The 19,832-nt window shown below is 38.8% G+C and carries 18 protein-coding genes and 1 pseudogene; 6 read left to right on the top strand and 13 right to left on the bottom strand.

The features are described from left to right. Positions 1 to 186: 186 nt before the first annotated feature. Positions 187 to 1,389 carry an AAA family ATPase gene (locus NDQ71_RS23770; RefSeq protein WP_192542949.1) on the top strand — a complete coding sequence of 401 codons (1,203 nt, stop codon included), beginning with the start codon at positions 187 to 189 and terminating at the stop codon, positions 1,387 to 1,389. A gap of 6 nt (positions 1,390 to 1,395) precedes the next feature. Further along, entirely contained in the window at positions 1,396 to 2,394 is a 999-nt protein-coding gene (locus tag NDQ71_RS23765) for a hypothetical protein (RefSeq protein WP_192542942.1), read from the top strand. 97 nt (positions 2,395 to 2,491) lie between these two features. Here NDQ71_RS23765 and NDQ71_RS23760 read toward each other — a convergent pair whose 3' ends face one another. Then, the gene (locus tag NDQ71_RS23760; RefSeq protein ID WP_192542941.1) at positions 2,492 to 2,998 is read right to left on the bottom strand and encodes a hypothetical protein; all 507 of its coding nucleotides are present in this window, start codon (positions 2,996 to 2,998) and stop codon (positions 2,492 to 2,494) included. Positions 2,999 to 3,089: 91 nt separating this feature from the next. Between NDQ71_RS23760 and NDQ71_RS23755 the strand changes: the two genes are divergently transcribed. Both NDQ71_RS23755 and NDQ71_RS23750 read left to right on the top strand, forming a co-directional pair. Continuing rightward, positions 3,090 to 3,353, top strand: a complete 264-nt coding sequence (locus tag NDQ71_RS23755; RefSeq protein ID WP_318782679.1) for a helix-turn-helix transcriptional regulator — start codon at positions 3,090 to 3,092, stop codon at positions 3,351 to 3,353. 118 nt (positions 3,354 to 3,471) lie between these two features. Further along, the gene (locus NDQ71_RS23750; RefSeq protein WP_192543251.1) at positions 3,472 to 4,680 is read left to right on the top strand and encodes an IS256 family transposase; all 1,209 of its coding nucleotides are present in this window, start codon (positions 3,472 to 3,474) and stop codon (positions 4,678 to 4,680) included. Positions 4,681 to 5,197: 517 nt separating this feature from the next. Here NDQ71_RS23750 and NDQ71_RS24490 read toward each other — a convergent pair. From NDQ71_RS24490 to NDQ71_RS23710, 9 genes and pseudogenes are all read right to left on the bottom strand, one after another. Beyond that, positions 5,198 to 5,440 carry a hypothetical protein gene (locus tag NDQ71_RS24490; RefSeq protein WP_367318028.1) on the bottom strand — a complete coding sequence of 81 codons (243 nt, stop codon included), beginning with the start codon at positions 5,438 to 5,440 and terminating at the stop codon, positions 5,198 to 5,200. Between the two features lie 100 nt (positions 5,441 to 5,540). After that, a pseudogene (locus NDQ71_RS24485) lies at positions 5,541 to 5,966 on the bottom strand (relaxase/mobilization nuclease domain-containing protein); the annotation flags it as partial. A 218-nt stretch (positions 5,967 to 6,184) separates the two neighbouring features. Next, the gene (gene mobC / locus NDQ71_RS23740; protein WP_192541839.1) at positions 6,185 to 6,523 is read right to left on the bottom strand and encodes a plasmid mobilization relaxosome protein MobC; all 339 of its coding nucleotides are present in this window, start codon (positions 6,521 to 6,523) and stop codon (positions 6,185 to 6,187) included. Between the two features lie 302 nt (positions 6,524 to 6,825). Beyond that, a complete protein-coding gene (locus NDQ71_RS23735) occupies positions 6,826 to 8,196 on the bottom strand; it encodes an NAD(P)(+) transhydrogenase (Re/Si-specific) subunit beta (protein WP_192541840.1) in 1,371 nt (456 codons plus the stop codon). A gap of 9 nt (positions 8,197 to 8,205) precedes the next feature. Beyond that, complete coding sequence (locus NDQ71_RS23730) at positions 8,206 to 8,481, bottom strand: NAD(P) transhydrogenase subunit alpha (protein ID WP_192541841.1); 276 nt, start codon at positions 8,479 to 8,481, stop codon at positions 8,206 to 8,208. Further along, positions 8,478 to 9,644 (bottom strand): NAD(P) transhydrogenase subunit alpha, encoded by a 1,167-nt coding sequence (locus NDQ71_RS23725; protein ID WP_192541842.1) that lies wholly within the window; start codon positions 9,642 to 9,644, stop codon positions 8,478 to 8,480. The genes NDQ71_RS23730 and NDQ71_RS23725 overlap by 4 nt, the downstream gene beginning before the upstream one ends. Positions 9,645 to 9,853: 209 nt before the next feature. Beyond that, positions 9,854 to 10,684, bottom strand: coding sequence for a 5-dehydro-4-deoxy-D-glucuronate isomerase (kduI, locus tag NDQ71_RS23720; protein ID WP_192541843.1), 831 nt, complete (start codon positions 10,682 to 10,684; stop codon positions 9,854 to 9,856). Between the two features lie 55 nt (positions 10,685 to 10,739). Further along, on the bottom strand, positions 10,740 to 11,513 hold the full coding sequence (locus NDQ71_RS23715) for a glucose 1-dehydrogenase (RefSeq protein WP_192541844.1): 774 nt from the start codon (positions 11,511 to 11,513) through the stop codon (positions 10,740 to 10,742). A gap of 311 nt (positions 11,514 to 11,824) precedes the next feature. Further along, positions 11,825 to 12,736: a sugar kinase gene (locus NDQ71_RS23710; RefSeq protein WP_192541845.1), complete on the bottom strand. Its 912-nt coding sequence runs from the start codon at positions 12,734 to 12,736 to the stop codon at positions 11,825 to 11,827. A gap of 373 nt (positions 12,737 to 13,109) precedes the next feature. Between NDQ71_RS23710 and NDQ71_RS23705 the strand changes: the two genes are divergently transcribed. Next, positions 13,110 to 13,940 carry a DeoR/GlpR family DNA-binding transcription regulator gene (locus NDQ71_RS23705; protein ID WP_225736619.1) on the top strand — a complete coding sequence of 277 codons (831 nt, stop codon included), beginning with the start codon at positions 13,110 to 13,112 and terminating at the stop codon, positions 13,938 to 13,940. Between the two features lie 64 nt (positions 13,941 to 14,004). Here the strand turns inward: NDQ71_RS23705 and NDQ71_RS23700 are convergent, their stop codons facing one another. Both NDQ71_RS23700 and NDQ71_RS23695 read right to left on the bottom strand, forming a co-directional pair. Continuing rightward, positions 14,005 to 14,679: a hypothetical protein gene (locus NDQ71_RS23700; RefSeq protein WP_301563143.1), complete on the bottom strand. Its 675-nt coding sequence runs from the start codon at positions 14,677 to 14,679 to the stop codon at positions 14,005 to 14,007. 226 nt (positions 14,680 to 14,905) lie between these two features. After that, positions 14,906 to 15,868: a class 1 fructose-bisphosphatase gene (locus tag NDQ71_RS23695; protein WP_301563142.1), complete on the bottom strand. Its 963-nt coding sequence runs from the start codon at positions 15,866 to 15,868 to the stop codon at positions 14,906 to 14,908. A gap of 182 nt (positions 15,869 to 16,050) precedes the next feature. On the opposite strand from NDQ71_RS23695, the gene NDQ71_RS23690 reads away from it, so the two are divergent. Beyond that, the gene (locus tag NDQ71_RS23690; protein ID WP_301563141.1) at positions 16,051 to 16,956 is read left to right on the top strand and encodes a LysR family transcriptional regulator; all 906 of its coding nucleotides are present in this window, start codon (positions 16,051 to 16,053) and stop codon (positions 16,954 to 16,956) included. A gap of 783 nt (positions 16,957 to 17,739) precedes the next feature. On the opposite strand, the gene lldD is transcribed toward NDQ71_RS23690, so the two are convergent. Next, a complete protein-coding gene (gene lldD, locus NDQ71_RS23685; protein ID WP_192541849.1) occupies positions 17,740 to 18,876 on the bottom strand; it encodes an FMN-dependent L-lactate dehydrogenase LldD in 1,137 nt (378 codons plus the stop codon). Between the last annotated feature and the right edge of the window lie 956 nt (positions 18,877 to 19,832).

Here is a 19,832-nt window from a genome sequence, read left to right as displayed (position 1 = left end):
TCTTACTTTAACTTGCTGAAAGATTAACTAACTTCATTTACACAATTCCACAGTGTGGAAATTCAATTGTCGGAATCATTCCGGTTGTTGCGCTATTTTTACGCCAGTTTTTCAATTTCACATTTACATCGACACAAATATGCAGCATTATATGTTTAATTCTTAAAAAGCTGCATAGGACAGGGTATACAGATGGATGATAGGATTTTAAAAATTGCGACTCGGGCTAAATTAACTTTAGAGACTCTCTCAGAAAAAATTACCAATTCAAAGATAGAATTTGATGCTGAGAATTACGAACAAACCTTTTCTAAATCAGCGGTGGCAAGCCTACCAGACCTTGCTAAAGCAAAAGTAGATAAGGCTGTGGCAGAGATGGAGTTACAGGGTTATCAGTTTCAAAAGAAACAAGCTGGCCTAAATAACGTTTATAGCATGGGACATAAAGATGTAACTGCAATTTATGAACACCGAGGAGTCCCTAAATATCGTGACCAGTTTAAAGAAGCTCATACAGTTTTTTTAACAAACTTAAAAGGTGGAGTTGCTAAAACGGTAAGCTCTGTAACCCTTGCACATGGTTTAAAATGTACACCTGCACTAATAAAACATGACTTAAGAATACTTGTACTAGATTTAGATCCTCAAGCAAGTGCGACAATGTTTATGAAACATGATTTATCAATTGGAATCGTGGATGAAACTGTCGCTCAGGCAATGCTACAAAACGTTAGCCGTGAAGAATTACTTAATGATTTTATTAAGCCATCTAGTGTAGCTGGAGTTGATATAATCCCTGCATCCATTGAAGATGCGTTTATAGCATCACAGTTTGAACAGCTCGCGAATGAACACCTACCGAACCAAAATATATATGATGTTTTAAAAAATAATGTAATTGATAAGCTAAAGCATGATTACGACTTTATTTTTATTGATAGTGGTCCTCACTTAGATGCATTCTTGCTTAACTCTTTCGTTGCAGCTGATACATTTTTGATCCCTGTGCCTCCAGCACAAGTTGATTTTCACTCAACTCTGAAGTTCATGCAGCGTCTCCCAGAACTTTTTGATATGGCAGAAAGCGCTGGCAGTGAAATCAAGCTCAATTCTATTTTTGGCTATATGGCAAAAATAGCAAGAAAGTCTGATCACGCAGATGCACAAAGCCTGCTAAGAGAAGTTTGTGGCGCTGATATGCTAGATACTTCACTTCCGTTATCAACAGCATTTGAGCGGTGTGGTGAAAGCTTTGGGACCGTATTTTCAACGAACCCTAAATTTTACCCTGGTGATAGAGATGCACTAAAAAAAGCACGGATTAAAGCTGAAGAATTCACTCGTTCAGTATTCGACACAATTACATTTAATAGAAAGAATGAAGGTTAATTCGCTATGAGCAATAAAAAAAGAGCAGTGATAGGACGAAAAATATCTAATACGAATTTAGACACCCTTATCACGAAAGATAATAGCGATAGTTTAATTGACAGCTCCCCCATTGATGGCCGTGATATTAAATGGGAAAGAGTTACAATCGAAAGCCAAGACGTATTTAACAAATGTGTTAAATCTATCTATAACAAACGTTCATTTGATGATTTATCTTTAGCATCCGTTTTAGACATTTATCATTCAATTAAATCTTCCAACGGAAATACTGAACCAGTTAGAGCTGAGTTAGTTGATGGAAAATATGAAATACTAGGTGGTTTGAGGCGTGCTTACACAGTCTCTATTCTTCCTAATACCAAGCTAAACCTCATAGTTGCAAAAGATTTAACAGAAACAGAGCGTGCGCATTTTGCTCGTGTAATGGATGAGTACGCAGAGCCAAGCTTTATGGATAAAGCCAAGTCTATAAAAGCACTAAAAACAAAACTTGATAGTAACAACGAAAAAGAAATCACAGGGTTAGAGCTGAGTGATCTGTTAGGCATGAAAAAAAGTAATGTTTATTACGCGCTCAGCTATGCAAATTTACCTAAAGAGCTAATTAACTTATTTCCAGCTTTAAAATATGTTGCTACTCCATTATTACGTGAATTAGTTAAATATAATAAAGATGGATATTTAGAAACGATTGCTGGCCAGTTCACCCCTATTGAACCAGTTACACTAACCGGGAATGAAACTGCTGAAGAAATCAGCCTTGTTGAAGAAGAGTTAGAAAAAGCATCTAAAAAGCTGCAGAAAGAGTTACTTGCAAAAATCCGTGCGGATCAGGTAACAGCTCCTATAAGCTATGATGGAAAATTCAAAGATGTTCTTGATAAAGAGCTATCAGGTGTAAAAATTAAAACGACCAAATCAGGATTAAACATTTCAATTAATGAATCAAAAGTTGACCCTGTAATACTAGATAAATTAGTCACTGCATTGAATAATAATTGACGGAGCAATATTACAACTAATCGCAATATCATCTAGCTGTCAGACTTGATTATCAAAACTGGCAGCCACTTTGTATAAAGTCTAGCCTCAAATATTCTTACTCTAAGACTGAACTCCTTTCATTATAATAAATACTTAAAAGCTGCTCGATAATTTCAATTTCATCATTGATAGAGTTATACCGTTCTTCTAGAAGAGTACATACCTCTTGAAAGTCATCTGTATCGCTAAAATATTTAGTGTGCAGCCTCATTACTGATCTATATTCTGACATTTGACAATCACAAATCGCTCGCCGTAACTGACAGTCTCTAATAAATAGAGCCTTCAATATATCAGCTGATTCCAGAGATTCAGCACGTTTATGAAATTCATTTGTTTTTTTATAAACATTAGGCTGATTATTTTCAGATATAGATTCCAGCAAACCATTATCAGTCAACTTTTCAAGATATTCTGATGCTCTCTTTTGTATGTCTGTGAGATCGTAGTGTTCTGATTTAATTAGACAACATAAACCAATACTTATCTCTCTCGCTGTAAAATTATCGACGAGGCCCTGACTAATGACAATATCAAATGATGAATCTATATATAATTCCATAACAACCCTTTAAAATGTATTATAGCACATTAAATATGCACTATAATACATATGACAACTACTAGCAATATGTGACCATTATCTTTTTCAGATGTGGATACTATTGATGCCGTCAGTTATAAAACTCATTGGTAAAAATATAAAAATAGCACGTGTCACTAAAGGTTGGAGCCAAGCAGAACTTGCTCATCATTTGCATGTGGAGCAGAGCTATATTAGTAGGATAGAGTCTGGAGCTATAGCAATATCATGTGAAAGGATATACAAAATAATGATCTTACTAGACTGCGATACAAACGATATTTTTCCTTCATTAGCTAATCTGAATATAAATATGAAATCATCGAACAGTTAGTAAGGAGGGCGCTCAAGATTCTATGTCACCATAAAAATTAAAGGGAGGATGTAACTAATTTTGTGTAAATGCCTATCATAATTTACTCTATCAAGAGTTTAAGGATTAGGCGATGAACATGAATAAAGAAGAACTTGAAGCGTTTGCAAAAGAAGCAGCTAAAAGCATTAAAACACCTGACGATTTAAATCAATTTAGTCAGATGTTAAAAAAGATAACCGTTGAAGCCGCACTTAATGCAGAAATGGATGAACATTTAGGCTATCAAAAACACAGTAAATCCACGAGCAGTAATAGCCGAAACGGTAAAACAAGTAAGCGTATCAAGACAGAAGACGGTGAGTTTGAGCTTGATACGCCCCGCGACCGTGAAGGCTCTTTTGAGCCGCAGCTTGTTAAAAAGCATCAATCTCGATTCACCTCAATGGATAATAAAATTTTATGGCTGTATGCCCAAGGAATGAGCACACGCGATATCGTGAATGCTTTTCATGAGTGGTATGGCGCTGATATCTCTCCCACATTGGTGTCACGTGTTACCAGTGCTGTTATGGAGCAGGTCACTGAATGGCAATCTCGCCCCCTGGATGCGATTTATCCTATTGTTTATTTGGATTGCCTGGTTGTAAAAATACGCCAAGATAAGCGCGTTATCAAAAAGTCTATTTACCTTGCTTTAGGTATTAATATTGACGGCCATAAAGAATTGCTTGGCATGTGGATTTCAGAAAATGAAGGGGCTAAGTTTTGGTTGAGCGTGCTCACCGAATTAAGCCAACGGGGCGTTGAAGATATCTTAATCGCGTGCGTAGATGGCCTGAAGGGATTTCCTGATGCAATTAATACTGCTTACCCGCAAACTCATGTTCAATTGTGTATAGTGCATATGGTTCGCAACTCATTGAAATATGTCTCATGGAAAGATTATAAAGCCGTGACGGCTGATTTGAAGCTGATTTACCGCTCGTCGACAGAAGAGGAGGCGTTGCTGGAGTTGGAGCGATTTGCAGAGAAATGGGACAATCAATATCCTCAAATAGCAAAGTCATGGCGTGCGAATTGGGACAATTTAAACACGTTATTTAATTATCCGGATGCAATACGAAAAGCCATTTATACAACGAATGCCATTGAGTCACTCAACAGCGTTATTCGCCGAGCGATTAAAAAGCGTAAGATATTTCCAAATGACGACTCTGCGAGAAAAATGATTTATTTGGCAATAAAAGAGGCATCGAAAAAATGGACGATGCCAATTCGTGACTGGCGAAATGCAATGAGTCGTTTTATCATTGAATTTGAGGAACGACTCAGCAAGCATATTTAAAATGTAAAACGGGCAGTTACACAGAATCCGTTACAGGCTCATTAAAGGGTATTTTATCTAAACACCCTCTTTTGAGTGGTAATAATACCACACTAAATTAGTGTCCGGTTTCATTGAATCACAACAGGTCTATTGCTGTATGTTCATAGTGTGTACATTCTACAACACTCCCCTTTTGTCGATGATCCATTATACAAGAAAACTTCCATTGCTCTTTTTCATCACTGTTAGTGTATTTAGTGTATTTACCGTGTTTACATTCTAAGCATATTTTCTCGCTTTCTTGTTCCACTAGCGTAGTAGGTATTCGCTTTTTGTACTTCTCGAAGATACTGTTTGCGATGTTGTTTATCATTAAACAAACATCTTCGAAGCGCCCATCGTAATCGCTTTGAACTGCTAGCAACCTTGCCTCGAAGTCTTGTCGTATTAGCTCGTTGTCTTCTTGCATTCGCTCGATTGATTGCGTTAATTGTTGCTCTAATTCCGTCATTTTTTTCTAACTCCTGCATTAGTTTTAATTCAATATTTGCTCGACGTTGATCAAGTTTAGATTCGACTGAAAGACCATTCCCACGAAGAAAGAGACTGCTAATAACATTATCAATACTGCTATTTTTAGTTTCTTGTATTGTGCCATGTGATGATGATTTAACTCTTGCATAGCGTTTCTCGTTTCGTGCGCGCTTTTTTTTATTTCCGTGCCAATAAACTTGTTTAGCTTGGTGAACTCTTTCTTCACGGCTTGCTGAGTACTCATTACTTGCTGCTTCGATTTTTTCTCGAAGTCCTTCGACATTTTTAAAATTTCGCTCATACAAAGCTCCTTTTAACTTTATATTTTTTCCACCTTGTGGATCTTTTACTGATATTGACACTCTAGTTTCATTGGTTACCTCAAAACCAGCTTCACTAAGTGTCTGAATAACATCCAGACGATTTTCTAATAAACCATTACTAGCCATGGCTAGTAATCCATTTGTAATACTTTTTAAAACTTGAATTTTTTCTCTTGGTAAATCCTTTGGAAGTGTCAATGCTCTTCGTCTGTGGGGTTCGTTAGGGTCAGAAAAACCATGTGTATCATTCCAGATTGTCTGTAAAGCGTTCAACATCTCCCATTCGCCTCGATGGTAATATGGTTGATATTGCTTACCTGATAGTAAGTCGACATTAGGTATTAAAAAATTAAGCTCTAAACGATTCTTGTCTTGATGCTGAATCCAAGTAATATCGTATTGATCTATATCTAAACCAGCAAAAATAGTTAATTCAAATTGATCCATTAACTTTTCTTTCTGATGACTTGATATATCTCTTTCCGAGAATGAAAGACATCCACTTGTATAATTTCTTGCGAAATTTAGCCCGTTTATATTTTCGACCGTGGCATTTAAATCACCACGTATGACTTGAGCACCTTTTCTATTTCTATCTTTACCCATTAAATAATCAGCAGGCCCATGACCGCTTCCTTTCCCTCTGTTAAAAAAAATAATTACCATTATTTAGCGCTCCAACTCATACGTATTTTCTTTAAGTTGCTATCGATAGATGAAAGAATGCATATAATTTTAAATGAATCAGCAGCTTTCAATTGAGAGTTGTTAACTTTACGAGCTATTTGGTTAACGCTATTTCCAATACCTGAAAGTAGCCTATGCAAAGTAGGATCGACACTTGGGTAAACATTCTTAGCTGGCACAACTAAATCTAAAGAAACCGTTCTCATATAATCAGCTAACATTGAGAAACCAGCTTTTGCTTTTTTATTATTCAATTGCTCTAGCTCACATTCATTGACTCTAATTTTTATCGACTTTGTTCGTTTCTTTTCAATCATTTTTCACCCCATTAAAATACTGAGTTATAAAATCACAAAAGAGGATAATTGAAAGCGAGAGACCCCTTTGCACATACTTGCTCTTTTGTAATCGAATTCGAATTGAGATTAAGAGAGAAATGAAAACTGCACAATGTTGGGGTAATAGATATGTGATGAACATCTCACAAATAATTAAATCTGTAGATAATCATTAAAATCACAGTGCTAATTATTCGGGGTTTAGTCACAAATTTTATGATAAAAAAGCGCCTCCACAGAGACGCTCAAACTTTTATAATGCTGGTTTAAATCAGCTAAAATTAATCAGCAAATTGGCGTACAAGACTATTTAACGTCTCTTTTGCATCACCAAATATCATGCGGCAGTTTGGCTTAAAGAACAGCGGATTATCCACCCCCGCAAACCCTGTCGCCATGCCTCGTTTTAGTACAAATACATTCTTCGCTAAGTCTGCGTTAATCACCGGCATACCATAAATCGGGCTGCCCACCATCTCTCGGGCCGCCGGATTCACCACGTCATTCGCACCAATGACTATCGCAACATCAAACCCTTCTATCCGTGGGTTAATCTCGTCCATCTCAAACAACTGCTCATACGACACATCCGCCTCTGCAAGCAATACGTTCATGTGTCCCGGCATCCGTCCTGCAACAGGGTGAATAGCATACGCCACCTCTGCACCATTGTTTTCCAATAACGCTTGCAGCTCTTTCATCGTATGCTGAGCTTGCGCGACCGCCATACCGTAACCAGGAATTACCAGTACTGATTGCGCTGCTTCTAACACATAAAATGCATCATCTGGACTCAGTGGTTTAATTTCCCCTTCGATCTTCATCTCATTTGTGTGCACTTTTTGAAAGCCTGACGTCAAGACATTCACCAATGAGCGGTTCATCGCTTTACACATGATATTTGTTAAAATAATACCACTGGCGCCCACCAACGCGCCGGCCACAATCAGTAAGTTGTTCTCCAGTGCAAACCCCGCCGCACATGCCGCTAACCCTGAGTAGCTATTCAGTAAAGAAATGACCACCGGCATATCCGCGCCACCAATTGGCAGTACTAACATCACGCCCATTAACAGTGCCAGCCCAATCGCCACATAGTGCCATGTTGCCATCGCTGGTTGTGTCACCAATAAATAACCAGATGCCGCTATCGCAAGAATAAGCACAACGTTTGCAATGGCCTGACCTTTAAAAACAATCGGTCGACCCACAATGCGCTCACTTAACTTCGCCCACGCAACAATACTGCCTGAGAACGTCACTGCACCAATAAGCAATGCTATAAAGCTCACGATCAGGACAAACACGCCGGCAGACGCGTCATTGACTATCGCCGCATACGCCACCGCTAAACTCGCTAAACCACCCACACCATTAAACAATGACACAAGCTCAGGCATAGACGTCATCTCGACTTTCTTCGCCGCAAACACACCCACGGCAGAGCCAAGCACAATCGCCCCTAAAATAAACTCATACGAGATAATCTGCCTGTCTAATAAGGTCACCACCACCGCAATTAACATAGCAAGCCCTGATAACAGATTACCTTTTCGAGCTGTAGATGGATGGCTTAAGAGTTTTAAGCCAAAAATAAACAGCAAAGCGCACAGCACATACACGGTGTTAATTAATATTGAAAAATCGCTCATCACTTTCTCCTAGCGCTTTTTAAACATGGCAAGCATGCGGTCAGTCACAAGGTAACCGCCCACCACATTGACTGTTGCTAACATTACCGCAGCTGCCCCCAACCATGTCGCTAGTTCGTGTGACTCACCACCGGCTAAACTCAATGCACCAATCACTGTAATACCCGATATCGCATTGGCACCCGACATAAGCGGTGTGTGTAGCGTCGCAGGGACTTTACGAATAAGCTCAAAGCCCACAAAGATAGAGAGCATTAATATAAATAAAAGATAAATACCGGTCATGATGCTCGCTCCATTGCGTGGTCGTGTTGTTGCGCTCGTAGTTCACTGATAGCTTGGTTTGTGATATGACCTTGATGCGTAATTACCGCACTCTTTTGAATGTCATCTTCAAGGTCAATCGCAAACTGGTTGCTGTCTTTCTGCCAAAACTCACTGACTAAGTTAAACAGGTTATTGGCATACATTTGTGAGGCATTGAGCGCCACTTCATTTGACCAGTTCCCAGTTCCAATAACTTTAACCCCGTCAATCACCGTGGTGTCACCCGCAACAGAGCCAGCTACATTGCCACCACTTTCGGCTGCCATATCAACAATCACTGAGCCTGCTTTCATAAGCTTAATGGTGTCGTGATTAATTAACACCGGCGGTTTACGGCCAAACAATTGTGCTGTCGTGATAACAATGTCTGATTGTGCAATACACTGCGCTTGCGCCGCCTGTTGTTTTGCCATTTGCTCTGGGCTAAGTGCTTGCGCATACCCTTGGGCAGTTTGACCGGTTTCACCTAAATCAATGTCTAAGAACTTGGCGCCTAACGAGCGTACTTGCTCTGCAACCACTGAGCGAGTATCAAATGCTGTCACTGCCGCACCTAAACGTTTTGCCGTCGCAATGGCTTGGAGTCCGGCCACCCCCGCGCCGATAATAAATACTCTCGCAGGCTTAATGGTGCCCGCCGCTGTCATCATCATCGGCAGAATGCTCGGTAATTCCGCGATGGCTTTTGTCACCATCACATACCCTGCCAAGCTGGCTTGTGAGCTCAGTGCATCCATTTTTTGACAGCGCGTGCTACGCGGTATCATTTCCATGCTAAAGCTGGTGACCTGATGTTGGCACAGTAAGTCCACATAATCATGGCTATTAAACGGGTCTAAAAAGCTGATAATCGTTTTACCTTTCGCATGAGGAATATCCTCCACAGGCAATTTATCTACTGATAAAATCACATCCGCTTGCACTAAAATCTCAGCGCGGTCTTTAAGCACCGTGGCGCCGGCGTCTTCATATTCTTTATCGCTGATAAAAATACCGTCGCCAAAACCTGACTCAACAATCACGTCTGCCCCTAACAGCACATACGCTTTGACATTCGCGGGCAATAACCCACACCGCCGCTCTCGGCTAGCGGCCTCTTTTAAACACACTATTTTGGCCATAAATTTTCCTCATTCCTAAATTTAAGGTGCAACAATTCCTCCGACTAAATATGTCGGATAATATTTAAATACCCACTGAGTGGGCAACGTAGGGTAACCCCTAACAGACAAAGCTAAGTGATGGCTTTATAAAAACTGGTTGGAGATATAACGTACCGGCGGTCGCCAGTACGTGGCAGGCGAACGCTTAATTAAGATGCATCATCAAATTAACGTAATGCACTCACCTCAATGTGGTCCATATCATCAAACTCTTGGTTTTCCCCACCCATCGCCCAAATGAACGTATAGTTAGAGGTGCCCACACCGCTGTGGATTGACCAACTCGGTGACGCTATCGCCACTTCACTTTCTATTGGCAATGTACGCACTTCCGTTGGCTCACCCATTAAATGAAATACTTTCTCACCTTTCGGTAAGTCAAAGTACATGTACACTTCGGTACGTCGAAAGTGCGTGTGCGGTGGTTTGGTATTCCACACACTACCTTTTTTAAGCTCTGTGATACCCATCACTAGCTGACAGCTATCAACAATACCTGGGCGAATTGATTGGAAAATCGTGCGCTCATTCGATGTTTCTTGCGACCCAAGCTCAATGAGCTTCGCTTTGCTTTTTGGCACGTGCACGGTCTTTGTGACACGGTGCGCTGGGTACGACGCTAAATAAAACTTTGCTGGGTTCGCTTCATCATTTGATGAAAACACCACCTCTTGGCTTTCTTTAGCAATGTATAAGCTGTCGCGGTTATTCATCGGGTACGCTGTACCATCAACGCTAATAACCCCTTCACCACCAATATTTATCACTCCTGCTTCACGGCGTTGACAAAAATAGTCCGCGGCCAGCTCTTTATGAGTCGGCAATACTATCGACTCACCCGCAGGTGTAATACCACCAATCACTGCACGGTCGACATCGGTATACGTTAAGTTAATTTTACCGGCTTCAAATAATGGTGCAGTCACAAAGGCATCACGTAATTCATCATTACGCATTGTCTTGTAGCTTCTAATATCCGCTGAGAACATAAAGTCCATAATTGCCCCTTTGCATAATTTGTTTATACATTTTAAAAATTAAAATAATAATGGCTTAGCGAGCCATCCAGCCGCCATCAACTAACATGACATGGCCATTTACATAGTTTGCTGCATTACTTGATAAAAAGACTACCGCACCGGCTAGATCTTCAGGTTTACCCCAAACACCACTTGGGATGCGAGCCGTGATACTTTCATGACGTTCTTTATCTTGACGAAGGTTATAAGTATTATCTGTTTCGAAGTAACCTGGTGCGATTGCATTCACCTGAATATTGCTAGATGCCCATTCATTTGCTAATGCTTTTGTTAACTGGGCTACGCCACCTTTACTCGCAGCATAAGCTGGCACTGTAATACCACCTGAAAAGCTCAGTAATGATGCGATATTGATGACTTTCCCAGAACCTTGTTTAAGCATGTGTTTACCCGCTTCACGGCAGAATTTAAACACACCATTTAAATTTGTGTTGATCACTTCATTCCAATCATCATCTGAAAACTCATGTGCTGGTGAACGCTTAATCGTGCCGGCGTTATTAACTAAAATATCAATGCGGCCGAACTCACTGATTGTATCTGCAATTGCTTGCTTGATTTGGTCGCCATCACCCTGATCACAACCAAGAGCTAAGCAGCTCACACCTTTCTCTTTTAATAAAGAGATAGTACTTCCAACATTCTCAACCTTTGAGCCAACCGCAACAACTGTTGCGCCAGCTTCACCCAGTGCAATTGCCATTGCCTGACCTAAACCACGACTAGCTCCGGTAACAACTGCAACTTTACCCTCTAAACCAAACTGTTGCTGTAAATATGTATTCATTACTAAATTCCTATTAAACGGTTTAAATAAAAGGCCTTCTTAGATTAAACCTAAAAGTTGAGATAAAAATTCACTAATCGAAGTGAAGGTGATCAAGACAAGAAAACTACCATTGCCGTATGTAACGGTAAAATGGGTTTTAATATGTCACTAATTAAAACTTTATCGATGCTGATGCCTACGATTAAAAAGCTATATCAGAAGATGTGCAAAACGAATTGATGTATTTGTTTTATCTTCGTTGCTACATGAATAAAAATTAAACAAGATAAATTATCAAAAAAATAATTCAGAAAAAGTATTGGTATACGTCATAGGCTTCCACCTATTAGAACTATATCTCTATCTATAATCGCGCCTTTGTGCATAATTACAGTACTTGCACATTGCTGCCCAGTATCAATACAATCTTCAATCTTTTTACCCCGTAATTTAGCGGCTAAATATGCACCATTGAACGAATCACCTGCAGCAGTTGTATCGACGGGAGTTAAAACAGATCTTAATGGAAAAAATAAACGCTGATTATCTTTGTATACATGGCAACCATGATGGCCATCCTTAACGACAATCTCCCCAACCCCTGCATCAGCCCAACGGTCAATACATTCTTCTAATGAATGAGCACCATATATAGATTTTTCATCATCGAAGCTAATAAGCGCAACATCTGTTAATGACATCATCTCAGTAAACACATCCATAGCAGTGCTTAAATTCATCCAGTTACGTTTGCGATAATTATTATCAAAGACGACTTGACCACCCTTTCTGCGGTATTGTCTTAAGCAATTAAATAAAGCAATTAGATCATCTTGAGGGAAAAGCGATAATGTAATACCACTGAGGAAAATAACCTCATATTCCTGTATCTCACTTAATACTTCAGGGAAATCTGTAAGCATTGAGCGGACAGGTGAATTTTGTCGCCAATAATTAAAATAGCGTTCTCCGCTTTCATCATTGTTAATGATGTATAAGCCGGGTAAATGACCATCTTTAATTCTAACATGCTCAGTACCAACACCTTCATCTTGCCATGCTTCTAACATAGTCTGGCTGTAAGAATCATTACCTAATACCGTAAAATAATCTGCTTTTCCATTACACCGGCACAGATAAATAGCGGTATTTAACGTATCTCCACCAAAGCCTAATTTAAATTGTTCAGCAGCTTGCCGACTCAACTCAACCATGCATTCACCTAATACTGCTACTTTCAAGATTCACCTTTGGATTTAATTGACATAAGTCGTTTTATAAAATCATTGCTATTTAGCGTCTCCTCTTTACATTGGAGACATGTACATGTGGATGATTTTAGCTACAGACCAATGATTTAAAATGATTACCTTGAGCGATACTGACTGAAAATTTCATATTTGTCAAATATGAAACATTTTGTAAACAACATTTATCAACAATAAAAAAGCAATGGTAGTAAATACCTGTAATAAATAGGCTCAATGTATAATTATTAAACTGCCCCTAGAAATTAAAACATAAAAAAGAACAGTTACTGTCAAAAAATGTCTTTTACAATCAAGTTGTGTATAATTAAGTTTAAATTAACTAATGGTTGATCTATCGGTAATTATGAATAAATCCCTTGGGAAAACTGAGAATGATGGGCAAGCACTACCAATGCTCGAAAAGCACAGACAACAACTAATCATAGAAATTTTAGAACACAGTCAATTTGCTAGCGTTCGAAGTTTGACTCAACAGCTCAATGCTTCCGAGGCTACTATTCGACGCGATATAACAAAAATGTCTAAACGAGGTGAAATTACTAAGATTAGAGGAGGTGCTGAAGTTATAAATGAAGAGAAAACAAAAAAACAAATTTCAAGCACTTCGTTTAGTATTGATAAAACAAAAAGAGAAAAAACCAAAAAGCTAATTGCTCGTAGGGCTGTAGATTTGTGCTCTGATGGTGATTCTATAATCATCAATGGTGGTAGCTCGACATATATGATGGGTGAGTACCTTTCTAAACTTCAGCTAAATATACTTACAAACTCTTTTGTACTAGCAAATTATATAACTGAGAATAGTGATAATCAGGTTTCACTTCCTGGCGGTGAAATATACCGAGAGCAAGGGATAATTTTGAGCTCTTATGAAAGCGATACGACAGAAAACTATCGCGGCTCTATGATGTTTATGGGAACACCTGGCCTTGGTGAATTTGGTGTGATGGAGTCAGATCCACTACTTATTCGCTCAGAGCAAAAGTTAAAAAAACAAACTGAAAAACTAGTTATTCTTGCTGACAGTACAAAATTAGGTCAACATAGTAACTTCATTTTTTGTCCCTTATCTGAAGTAGATATTTTAATAACCGACTCAAATGCGGATCCTTCATTAATAAAGAAATTTGAAAGTCAAAATATTGAAGTCTTAGTTGTTGACGCCATTGATTAATAATTAATAACTTCAATAGTAATGATGGAGTACTCTATTATAACGACTAGCGAGTACTCCAAAATTAATACCAGAAGACACGCTCAAAACCCGTATTCCTAAAGTATTCTTTATTCTTAGAATTATCTACTACAACCACTTCAAGCGCCTCGTTTGCTAAAGAGGCATCATTAAAGTAAGGGTCATCTACAAAAGCTTTATCGGGTACTTTCACAGGGTAGCCTTCTTGTTGTAAATACCTATAATATGTGTGGATTTTCACATCCCCCATATTAAAACACTCTACGGAATATTTGTCCCAATCTGTATTCGTTGCAAGAATAACGAGCTTATTATATTCAAACTGGCTAATCAAATTCCGCTCCAATAATGCTGCCGTAAAACCTTTTGCTGCTTCAAAATAATTAGCTGTGCTTAAGACAATCAAATCGCAAGCATGTATACTTTGTCTAAGTGCAATAAGTGCTTGTTTTGGTACGAGGTCATTATCTATCAAACCAAGGGTTAGCTTTTTAGCTGTGTTGAAAATTTTCTCTTCGGCATTTTTAATATTTCGGAGTAAATTAAGAGTGCCAACAAGAAGTGTATATGAGTTTTCATACGTTTTACTTTTTGCTTCCCACTCCAAAACCAGAGTTTTAAAAGCCGTCGGGTCACATAGTTCTTGCATAGTCAAGAACCATAAATCATTGCCACTTTTAGTTAAAGTACCATCAATATCAAATATATGAGTACGCAAAACCTACACGCTCCAGTCTAAATATGATTTACAAATCATTACTACTTTCAAGCCTTTCATACTATATCAGCACAAAAACAATCACAACCACTCATTATCAACCAAAAACTTACAAAATCGTACTTCCGCTCTAAAAAGACTAGAAAGAAGCGTCTTCTATCCTGTAATTCAAAATTAAGGCTTGGAGGTGGTTTAGCAATCGCATTATGGAGCTATTAATTAATAATTACCGGGTAACCTTATTATAATATTCAACCTGTTCTTTTGAGCCAATGGCAACCGGCACTCTTTGATGTAAAGACGTTGGCTGAATTTCTAAGATAGCCTTACCCAAACTGGATGCTAGACCACCACTATTTTCAACTAAAAAAGCAAGCGGATTTGCCTCATAAAGAAGCCTAATTTTGCCATTACTATTCCCATCCCTAGTATCTTGTGGATACAAGAATAACCCACCACGGCTAATGATACGGTGAATATCACCGACCATAGCTGCATTCCATCTCATAGATGAGCCAGAAAATGCATCACTTTGATATAATAGTTCATCAAAATAACATTGGATCTTTTCAGGCCAGTAGCGATAGTTAGCAATATTAACGGAGAATTCTTTGGTTCTTACCGGTATTTCGAAGTTGTTTTCTGTTAACAAATATCCACCATGAGTTGAGTCTAGAGTGTAACAACGTGTTGGACCGCCCGTAGTCATAACAAGCAAAGTTGAAGCGCCATAGAGAACATAACCGGCACACAATTGTTGATCACCTTTTTGAGCAAACTGCAGTTCGCTATCATCTGGAACATCATCTTTTGCTTTATAGATCGTAAAAATAGTGCCTATTTGCCCATTAATATCAACATTAGATGAGCCATCTAATGGATCAAATGCAACAATATAGGGGGCCTTTGGTGTACCAGCAACAACAAAATCTTCTTCTTCTGAAGCAATCGCGCGAACAGAATCATCATCCAATAACATATCTTTGAGTAATTGATTTGCGATAACATCCAGCTTTTTCTGAACCTCACCTTGGATATTTTCATCTAATGTAGAACCCAGAACACCGGCTAAAGCACCCTGACTAACTCTAAATGATATCTCTTTTGATGCAGCAAGAATTGTTCGGATCAACATAATTAATTCTAGCTCAACATTATCTTTTTTTAGTACCGGTATTAATCTTTGCAATTTACTTTCCTACGTTTTTATCATGCTCTTTGAACGTCACTGTTCGCCTGTTTTTCCTGCACATTAACTGAAACACTTGCGAGTTAGTAACAAGCAAAACAATATACTCCGCACTTATTTATGTGTATATTGACAATAAATAAACAAACTATTTCTAAATAAGACATAATTAAGGCTGATTCATGATAGGTGCTTCTGAACTTGCTATTTTTGCTGCTGTCGTTGAGGAGAACTCATTCAGTAAGGCAGCATTAAAAATTGGTTTATCAAAAACAGTTATAAGTAAGAAAGTGTCTGCATTAGAGCAAGAATTAAACACCCAACTACTCTATAGAACGACAAGAAAGCTAAGTCTCACAGATGCGGGGAAACTTTTATACAAGCATGCGAAGGGAATTAATCAACAAGCAAATGATGCCTTTACTGCCATTAATGAACTTGCTCAAGAAGTCTCAGGCCATATTGTTATGTCTGTTCCCACTATTTCAGGGGAATTACTCTTAGCTGATTTAGTTGCTAATTTTTGTAAAAGTTATCCTAAAATTACGATTGAGTTAAGGCTTGAGAACAAACTCATTGATTTAGTCGAAGAAGGTGTTGATTTAGCTATAAGAACAGCAGATCTCGCAGATTCATCTCTAATTGCAGTACCACTATTACAATCAAGTTGGATAGTTTGCTGCTCTCCTAAGTATTTGGAGGCTGCACAGCAACTTGAAGAAATAGATGATCTTAAGGTGCACAACTGCCTTTGTTATGATCTACAAGCAAACGGTAGTAATGAATGGCGCTTCAGTAAGAACGAACAACAAAAATCCGTGCTCGTCAAAGGGAGTATGTCTTCTAATAATGCGCTTTCACTAAAAAAAGCGGCCCTTAACGATATAGGTTTAATTTACGTTCCGAAATGCAGCGTATATGAAGAGCTTCAAGATGGTTCGCTTATACAAGTATTACACCAATATAAAACTCGCTCATTAGGCGTGTTTGCTATTTACCCTTACACTCGGCATAAACCTGAAAAGATCACATTACTTATTAAAAGTATAAAACAAGCATATCGCTCACTTGAACACATCTTTAATTAAATCAATATGAATTACAAAATAAAGCTTTGAGAGCATAAATTAATACTCTGTGTCACAACTTCAACCCCGAAAGTCACACTTAGTATTTAACACGGAGTTAGCTCATTTTTCGCTATAAACCTCTCCCTTTTCACTAGACCATTACAACATTGCCACAGCTTTGGTTGCGATTTTTTTTCATGGTTATCTCCTTGGTTGAAGGAACTAGAAAATAACTTAATAGGCCATATCAGAAATTGGCAGGTACTGTTTGAAGTAATTAATAATTTTTAATAAATTATTGTGTGTGATTATAGCCTACTCCCTACGTTACTGGCTTTGCCAGTAACACATTTAAAAATGTACTTTACCATTCAACTTTCGACACCGGAAACAAACTAACCATTTGAATTGTAAGGGTTAATGCAATAGGCTTTACACTATTAGAACTACAGGTGTTAAATCGAGTAATAAAACTCCCTACTCCCTACGTTACTGGCATTGCCAGTAACGTATATGACTTCTATTTCAGCCTCAATCGGTTATCAGCATATTAACTGAAACATAAGGGGTCCGAATTTTAGTGGCATATAGAGTTACTGAACCATAGGACATTATTGCCCTGTGAAACTATAATTTATCAGCGTGAGTTTAGCTCGTGATGCCCTACAAGCCACTTTTGCTCTATAGGGTAAAGTATTTGATATATTTCAGCCTGAGTGTCGACCAAATACCGAATATCACCCCCACTAATCCGCCAACTCATTAACTTTACTTTCAATAAAGTTAAGTAAATAAACTCACTTAATATGAAACCAAAGAATGCGAGCCTAAGTCATTAATTGATTTTGCACCGGTCAAAGTCATTGCGACTTTCATTTCATTGGTATACAAATCAAGTAAATGCTCGACACCTTTTTGCCCATTTGTAGCTAAGGCGTATATATACGAGCGCCCTAACATTGCTGCGTCTGCACCTAAAGCCAGCATTCTGACTACATCAAGACCATTTCGAATACCTGAATCGACCAAAATTTTAATATCCCCTTTTACTGCATCAGCTATTTTAGGTAATGCTTTTACAGAAGAAAGGACGCCATCGAGTTGTCGACCACCATGATTTGAAACGACAATACCATCAGCTCCGAATCGTACAGCATCTTTAGCATCTTCTTCGTCTAAAATGCCTTTGATTATCATTGGACCATCCCAAAAATCTCTTATCCACTCTAGATCCTTCCAACTAATTGATGGATCGAAGTTACTTCCAAGCCAGCCAATGTAATCAACTAATGAGGTTTTCTCATTACGATATGCAGATATATTGCCGAGATCATGAGGTTTGCCAAGTAAACCTACATCTAGAGCCCAACGAGGATGCGTCATAGCCTGTAAAATTCTTCTTGAAGCAGCAAATGGACCACTCATCCCCGAATGCATATCTCTGTATCGAGCCCCGGGAACTGGCATATCAACCGTGAATACCAGCGTTTTTACACCTGCGGCTTTGGCCCTTTCAAGCGCATTTTTCATGAATCCCCTATCTCTTAACACATATAACTGGAACCACATAGCGCGATCAATGTTGGGGGTTACTTCTTCAATTGGGCACACTGATACGGTAGACATAGTAAAAGGTATCCCTTTATTTTCAGCTGCTTTAGCAGCTTGTACTTCCCCTCGCCTTGCATACATACCAGTTAAGCCTACAGGTGCTAAAATTAAAGGTAGGTCTAACTTTTCACCAAATAGCTCCGTACTCAAATCTAACTCTGACATGTCCTTTAAAATACGTTGCCTTAAAGCAACTTCGGACAAGTCTTGTACATTCCTATTTAACGTATGTTCTTTGTAAGACCCCCCATCAATATAGTGAAATAGGAATGGCGGTAATTTAGCTTTAGCAGCTTTGCGATAATCTGTAGAGGCTGAAATAATCATTTTCTTCCAATAAAATATTTAATTATTGTGGACTTGATTCAATTTACTTCACTTAAAATTAGTTGTATATCAACAATAATAAAAAACACTGTTTCCTATATCAAACCAATAACTCAACCGGTACTGTTATCACAGCCTCCTCTCTTGGAGAGTAATAAGTTTCTACTGAGCCAGGATTCCTTTCTTATTCTAATGGTTGCTATTTTACTTTGAATTTAGTGATAAATTTAGCTGCACTAACATTCAAAACAACCGTTTTATCACTGCAAGTGTGGCAAGAACTGGAGATACATATCAGTCACTTACAAATAACTTGCAACCATTTATTGACATAAGATAAAACCAGACTTGGGACGGTCGCTTCGAGCTAACGCACAAGCCACTGCTAGGCTTTACCGGTATTCTGGGGGTTCAATATACCGACGGCAGGTTCAGCGGACTCAATCTTGTTTGAGCCCATCTGCGCAATGACAGCATAGATTTCCTTACTAAGAATATTGGCATTTTTCTCAGCGAAAGCCAGTCATTCTGTACCGTTGATATAGAACTCGCGGCCCGTAAAGACTGGCGTAAGCTAACACCAGACCTGTGGAAATTCGATAGATGGATTGATTACGTGATCCCATCTGATGAGCCACTTCAGCCACACGAAATTCCCATTATGGAGCAATTGTACGTTCAGCGACATACCTCAAAATATCCAAAATCTGAAACAAAGCCTTTTTCAGCTTCATTTGGTGCAACATGGGACCTTGATAGCAACTATTCGCTCTCGCTGTCGCGAAACCTGCGAGCAGCTGGTGTACGTGAACTATGTGCGTTTGGAAACAACCTTGCTATTAACAGCTACGAGGTCGGTTTTGCAGCATATGATCGTTCTGGATCTCTCAGGCTTCCCAACAGACCGGATGTCATGGAAACTGCTAAGTCAACTAATCTAACCTTTCGTAAGGGGG

Origin of the sequence: Pseudoalteromonas sp. KG3, assembly GCF_030436385.1 — a bacterium.
In the GTDB taxonomy this organism is placed as follows: domain Bacteria; phylum Pseudomonadota; class Gammaproteobacteria; order Enterobacterales; family Alteromonadaceae; genus Pseudoalteromonas; species Pseudoalteromonas prydzensis.
The sequence above is the reverse complement of the archived record's forward strand: the minus strand, read 5'-3'. Positions and strand labels throughout refer to the sequence as shown.

Coding starts and splice junctions, on each gene's coding strand:
- NDQ71_RS23765 (WP_192542942.1), top strand. CDS start 1,396: ATGAGCAATAAAAAAAGAGCAGTGATAGGACGAAAAATATCTAATACG.
- NDQ71_RS23760 (WP_192542941.1), bottom strand. CDS start 2,998: ATGGAATTATATATAGATTCATCATTTGATATTGTCATTAGTCAGGGC.
- NDQ71_RS23755 (WP_318782679.1), top strand. CDS start 3,090: ATGTGGATACTATTGATGCCGTCAGTTATAAAACTCATTGGTAAAAAT.
- NDQ71_RS23750 (WP_192543251.1), top strand. CDS start 3,472: ATGAATAAAGAAGAACTTGAAGCGTTTGCAAAAGAAGCAGCTAAAAGC.
- NDQ71_RS24490 (WP_367318028.1), bottom strand. CDS start 5,440: ATGAGTACTCAGCAAGCCGTGAAGAAAGAGTTCACCAAGCTAAACAAG.
- mobC (WP_192541839.1), bottom strand. CDS start 6,523: ATGATTGAAAAGAAACGAACAAAGTCGATAAAAATTAGAGTCAATGAA.
- NDQ71_RS23735 (WP_192541840.1), bottom strand. CDS start 8,196: ATGAGCGATTTTTCAATATTAATTAACACCGTGTATGTGCTGTGCGCT.
- NDQ71_RS23730 (WP_192541841.1), bottom strand. CDS start 8,481: ATGACCGGTATTTATCTTTTATTTATATTAATGCTCTCTATCTTTGTG.
- NDQ71_RS23725 (WP_192541842.1), bottom strand. CDS start 9,644: ATGGCCAAAATAGTGTGTTTAAAAGAGGCCGCTAGCCGAGAGCGGCGG.
- kduI (WP_192541843.1), bottom strand. CDS start 10,684: ATGGACTTTATGTTCTCAGCGGATATTAGAAGCTACAAGACAATGCGT.
- NDQ71_RS23715 (WP_192541844.1), bottom strand. CDS start 11,513: ATGAATACATATTTACAGCAACAGTTTGGTTTAGAGGGTAAAGTTGCA.
- NDQ71_RS23705 (WP_225736619.1), top strand. CDS start 13,110: ATGAATAAATCCCTTGGGAAAACTGAGAATGATGGGCAAGCACTACCA.
- NDQ71_RS23690 (WP_301563141.1), top strand. CDS start 16,051: ATGATAGGTGCTTCTGAACTTGCTATTTTTGCTGCTGTCGTTGAGGAG.
- lldD (WP_192541849.1), bottom strand. CDS start 18,876: ATGATTATTTCAGCCTCTACAGATTATCGCAAAGCTGCTAAAGCTAAA.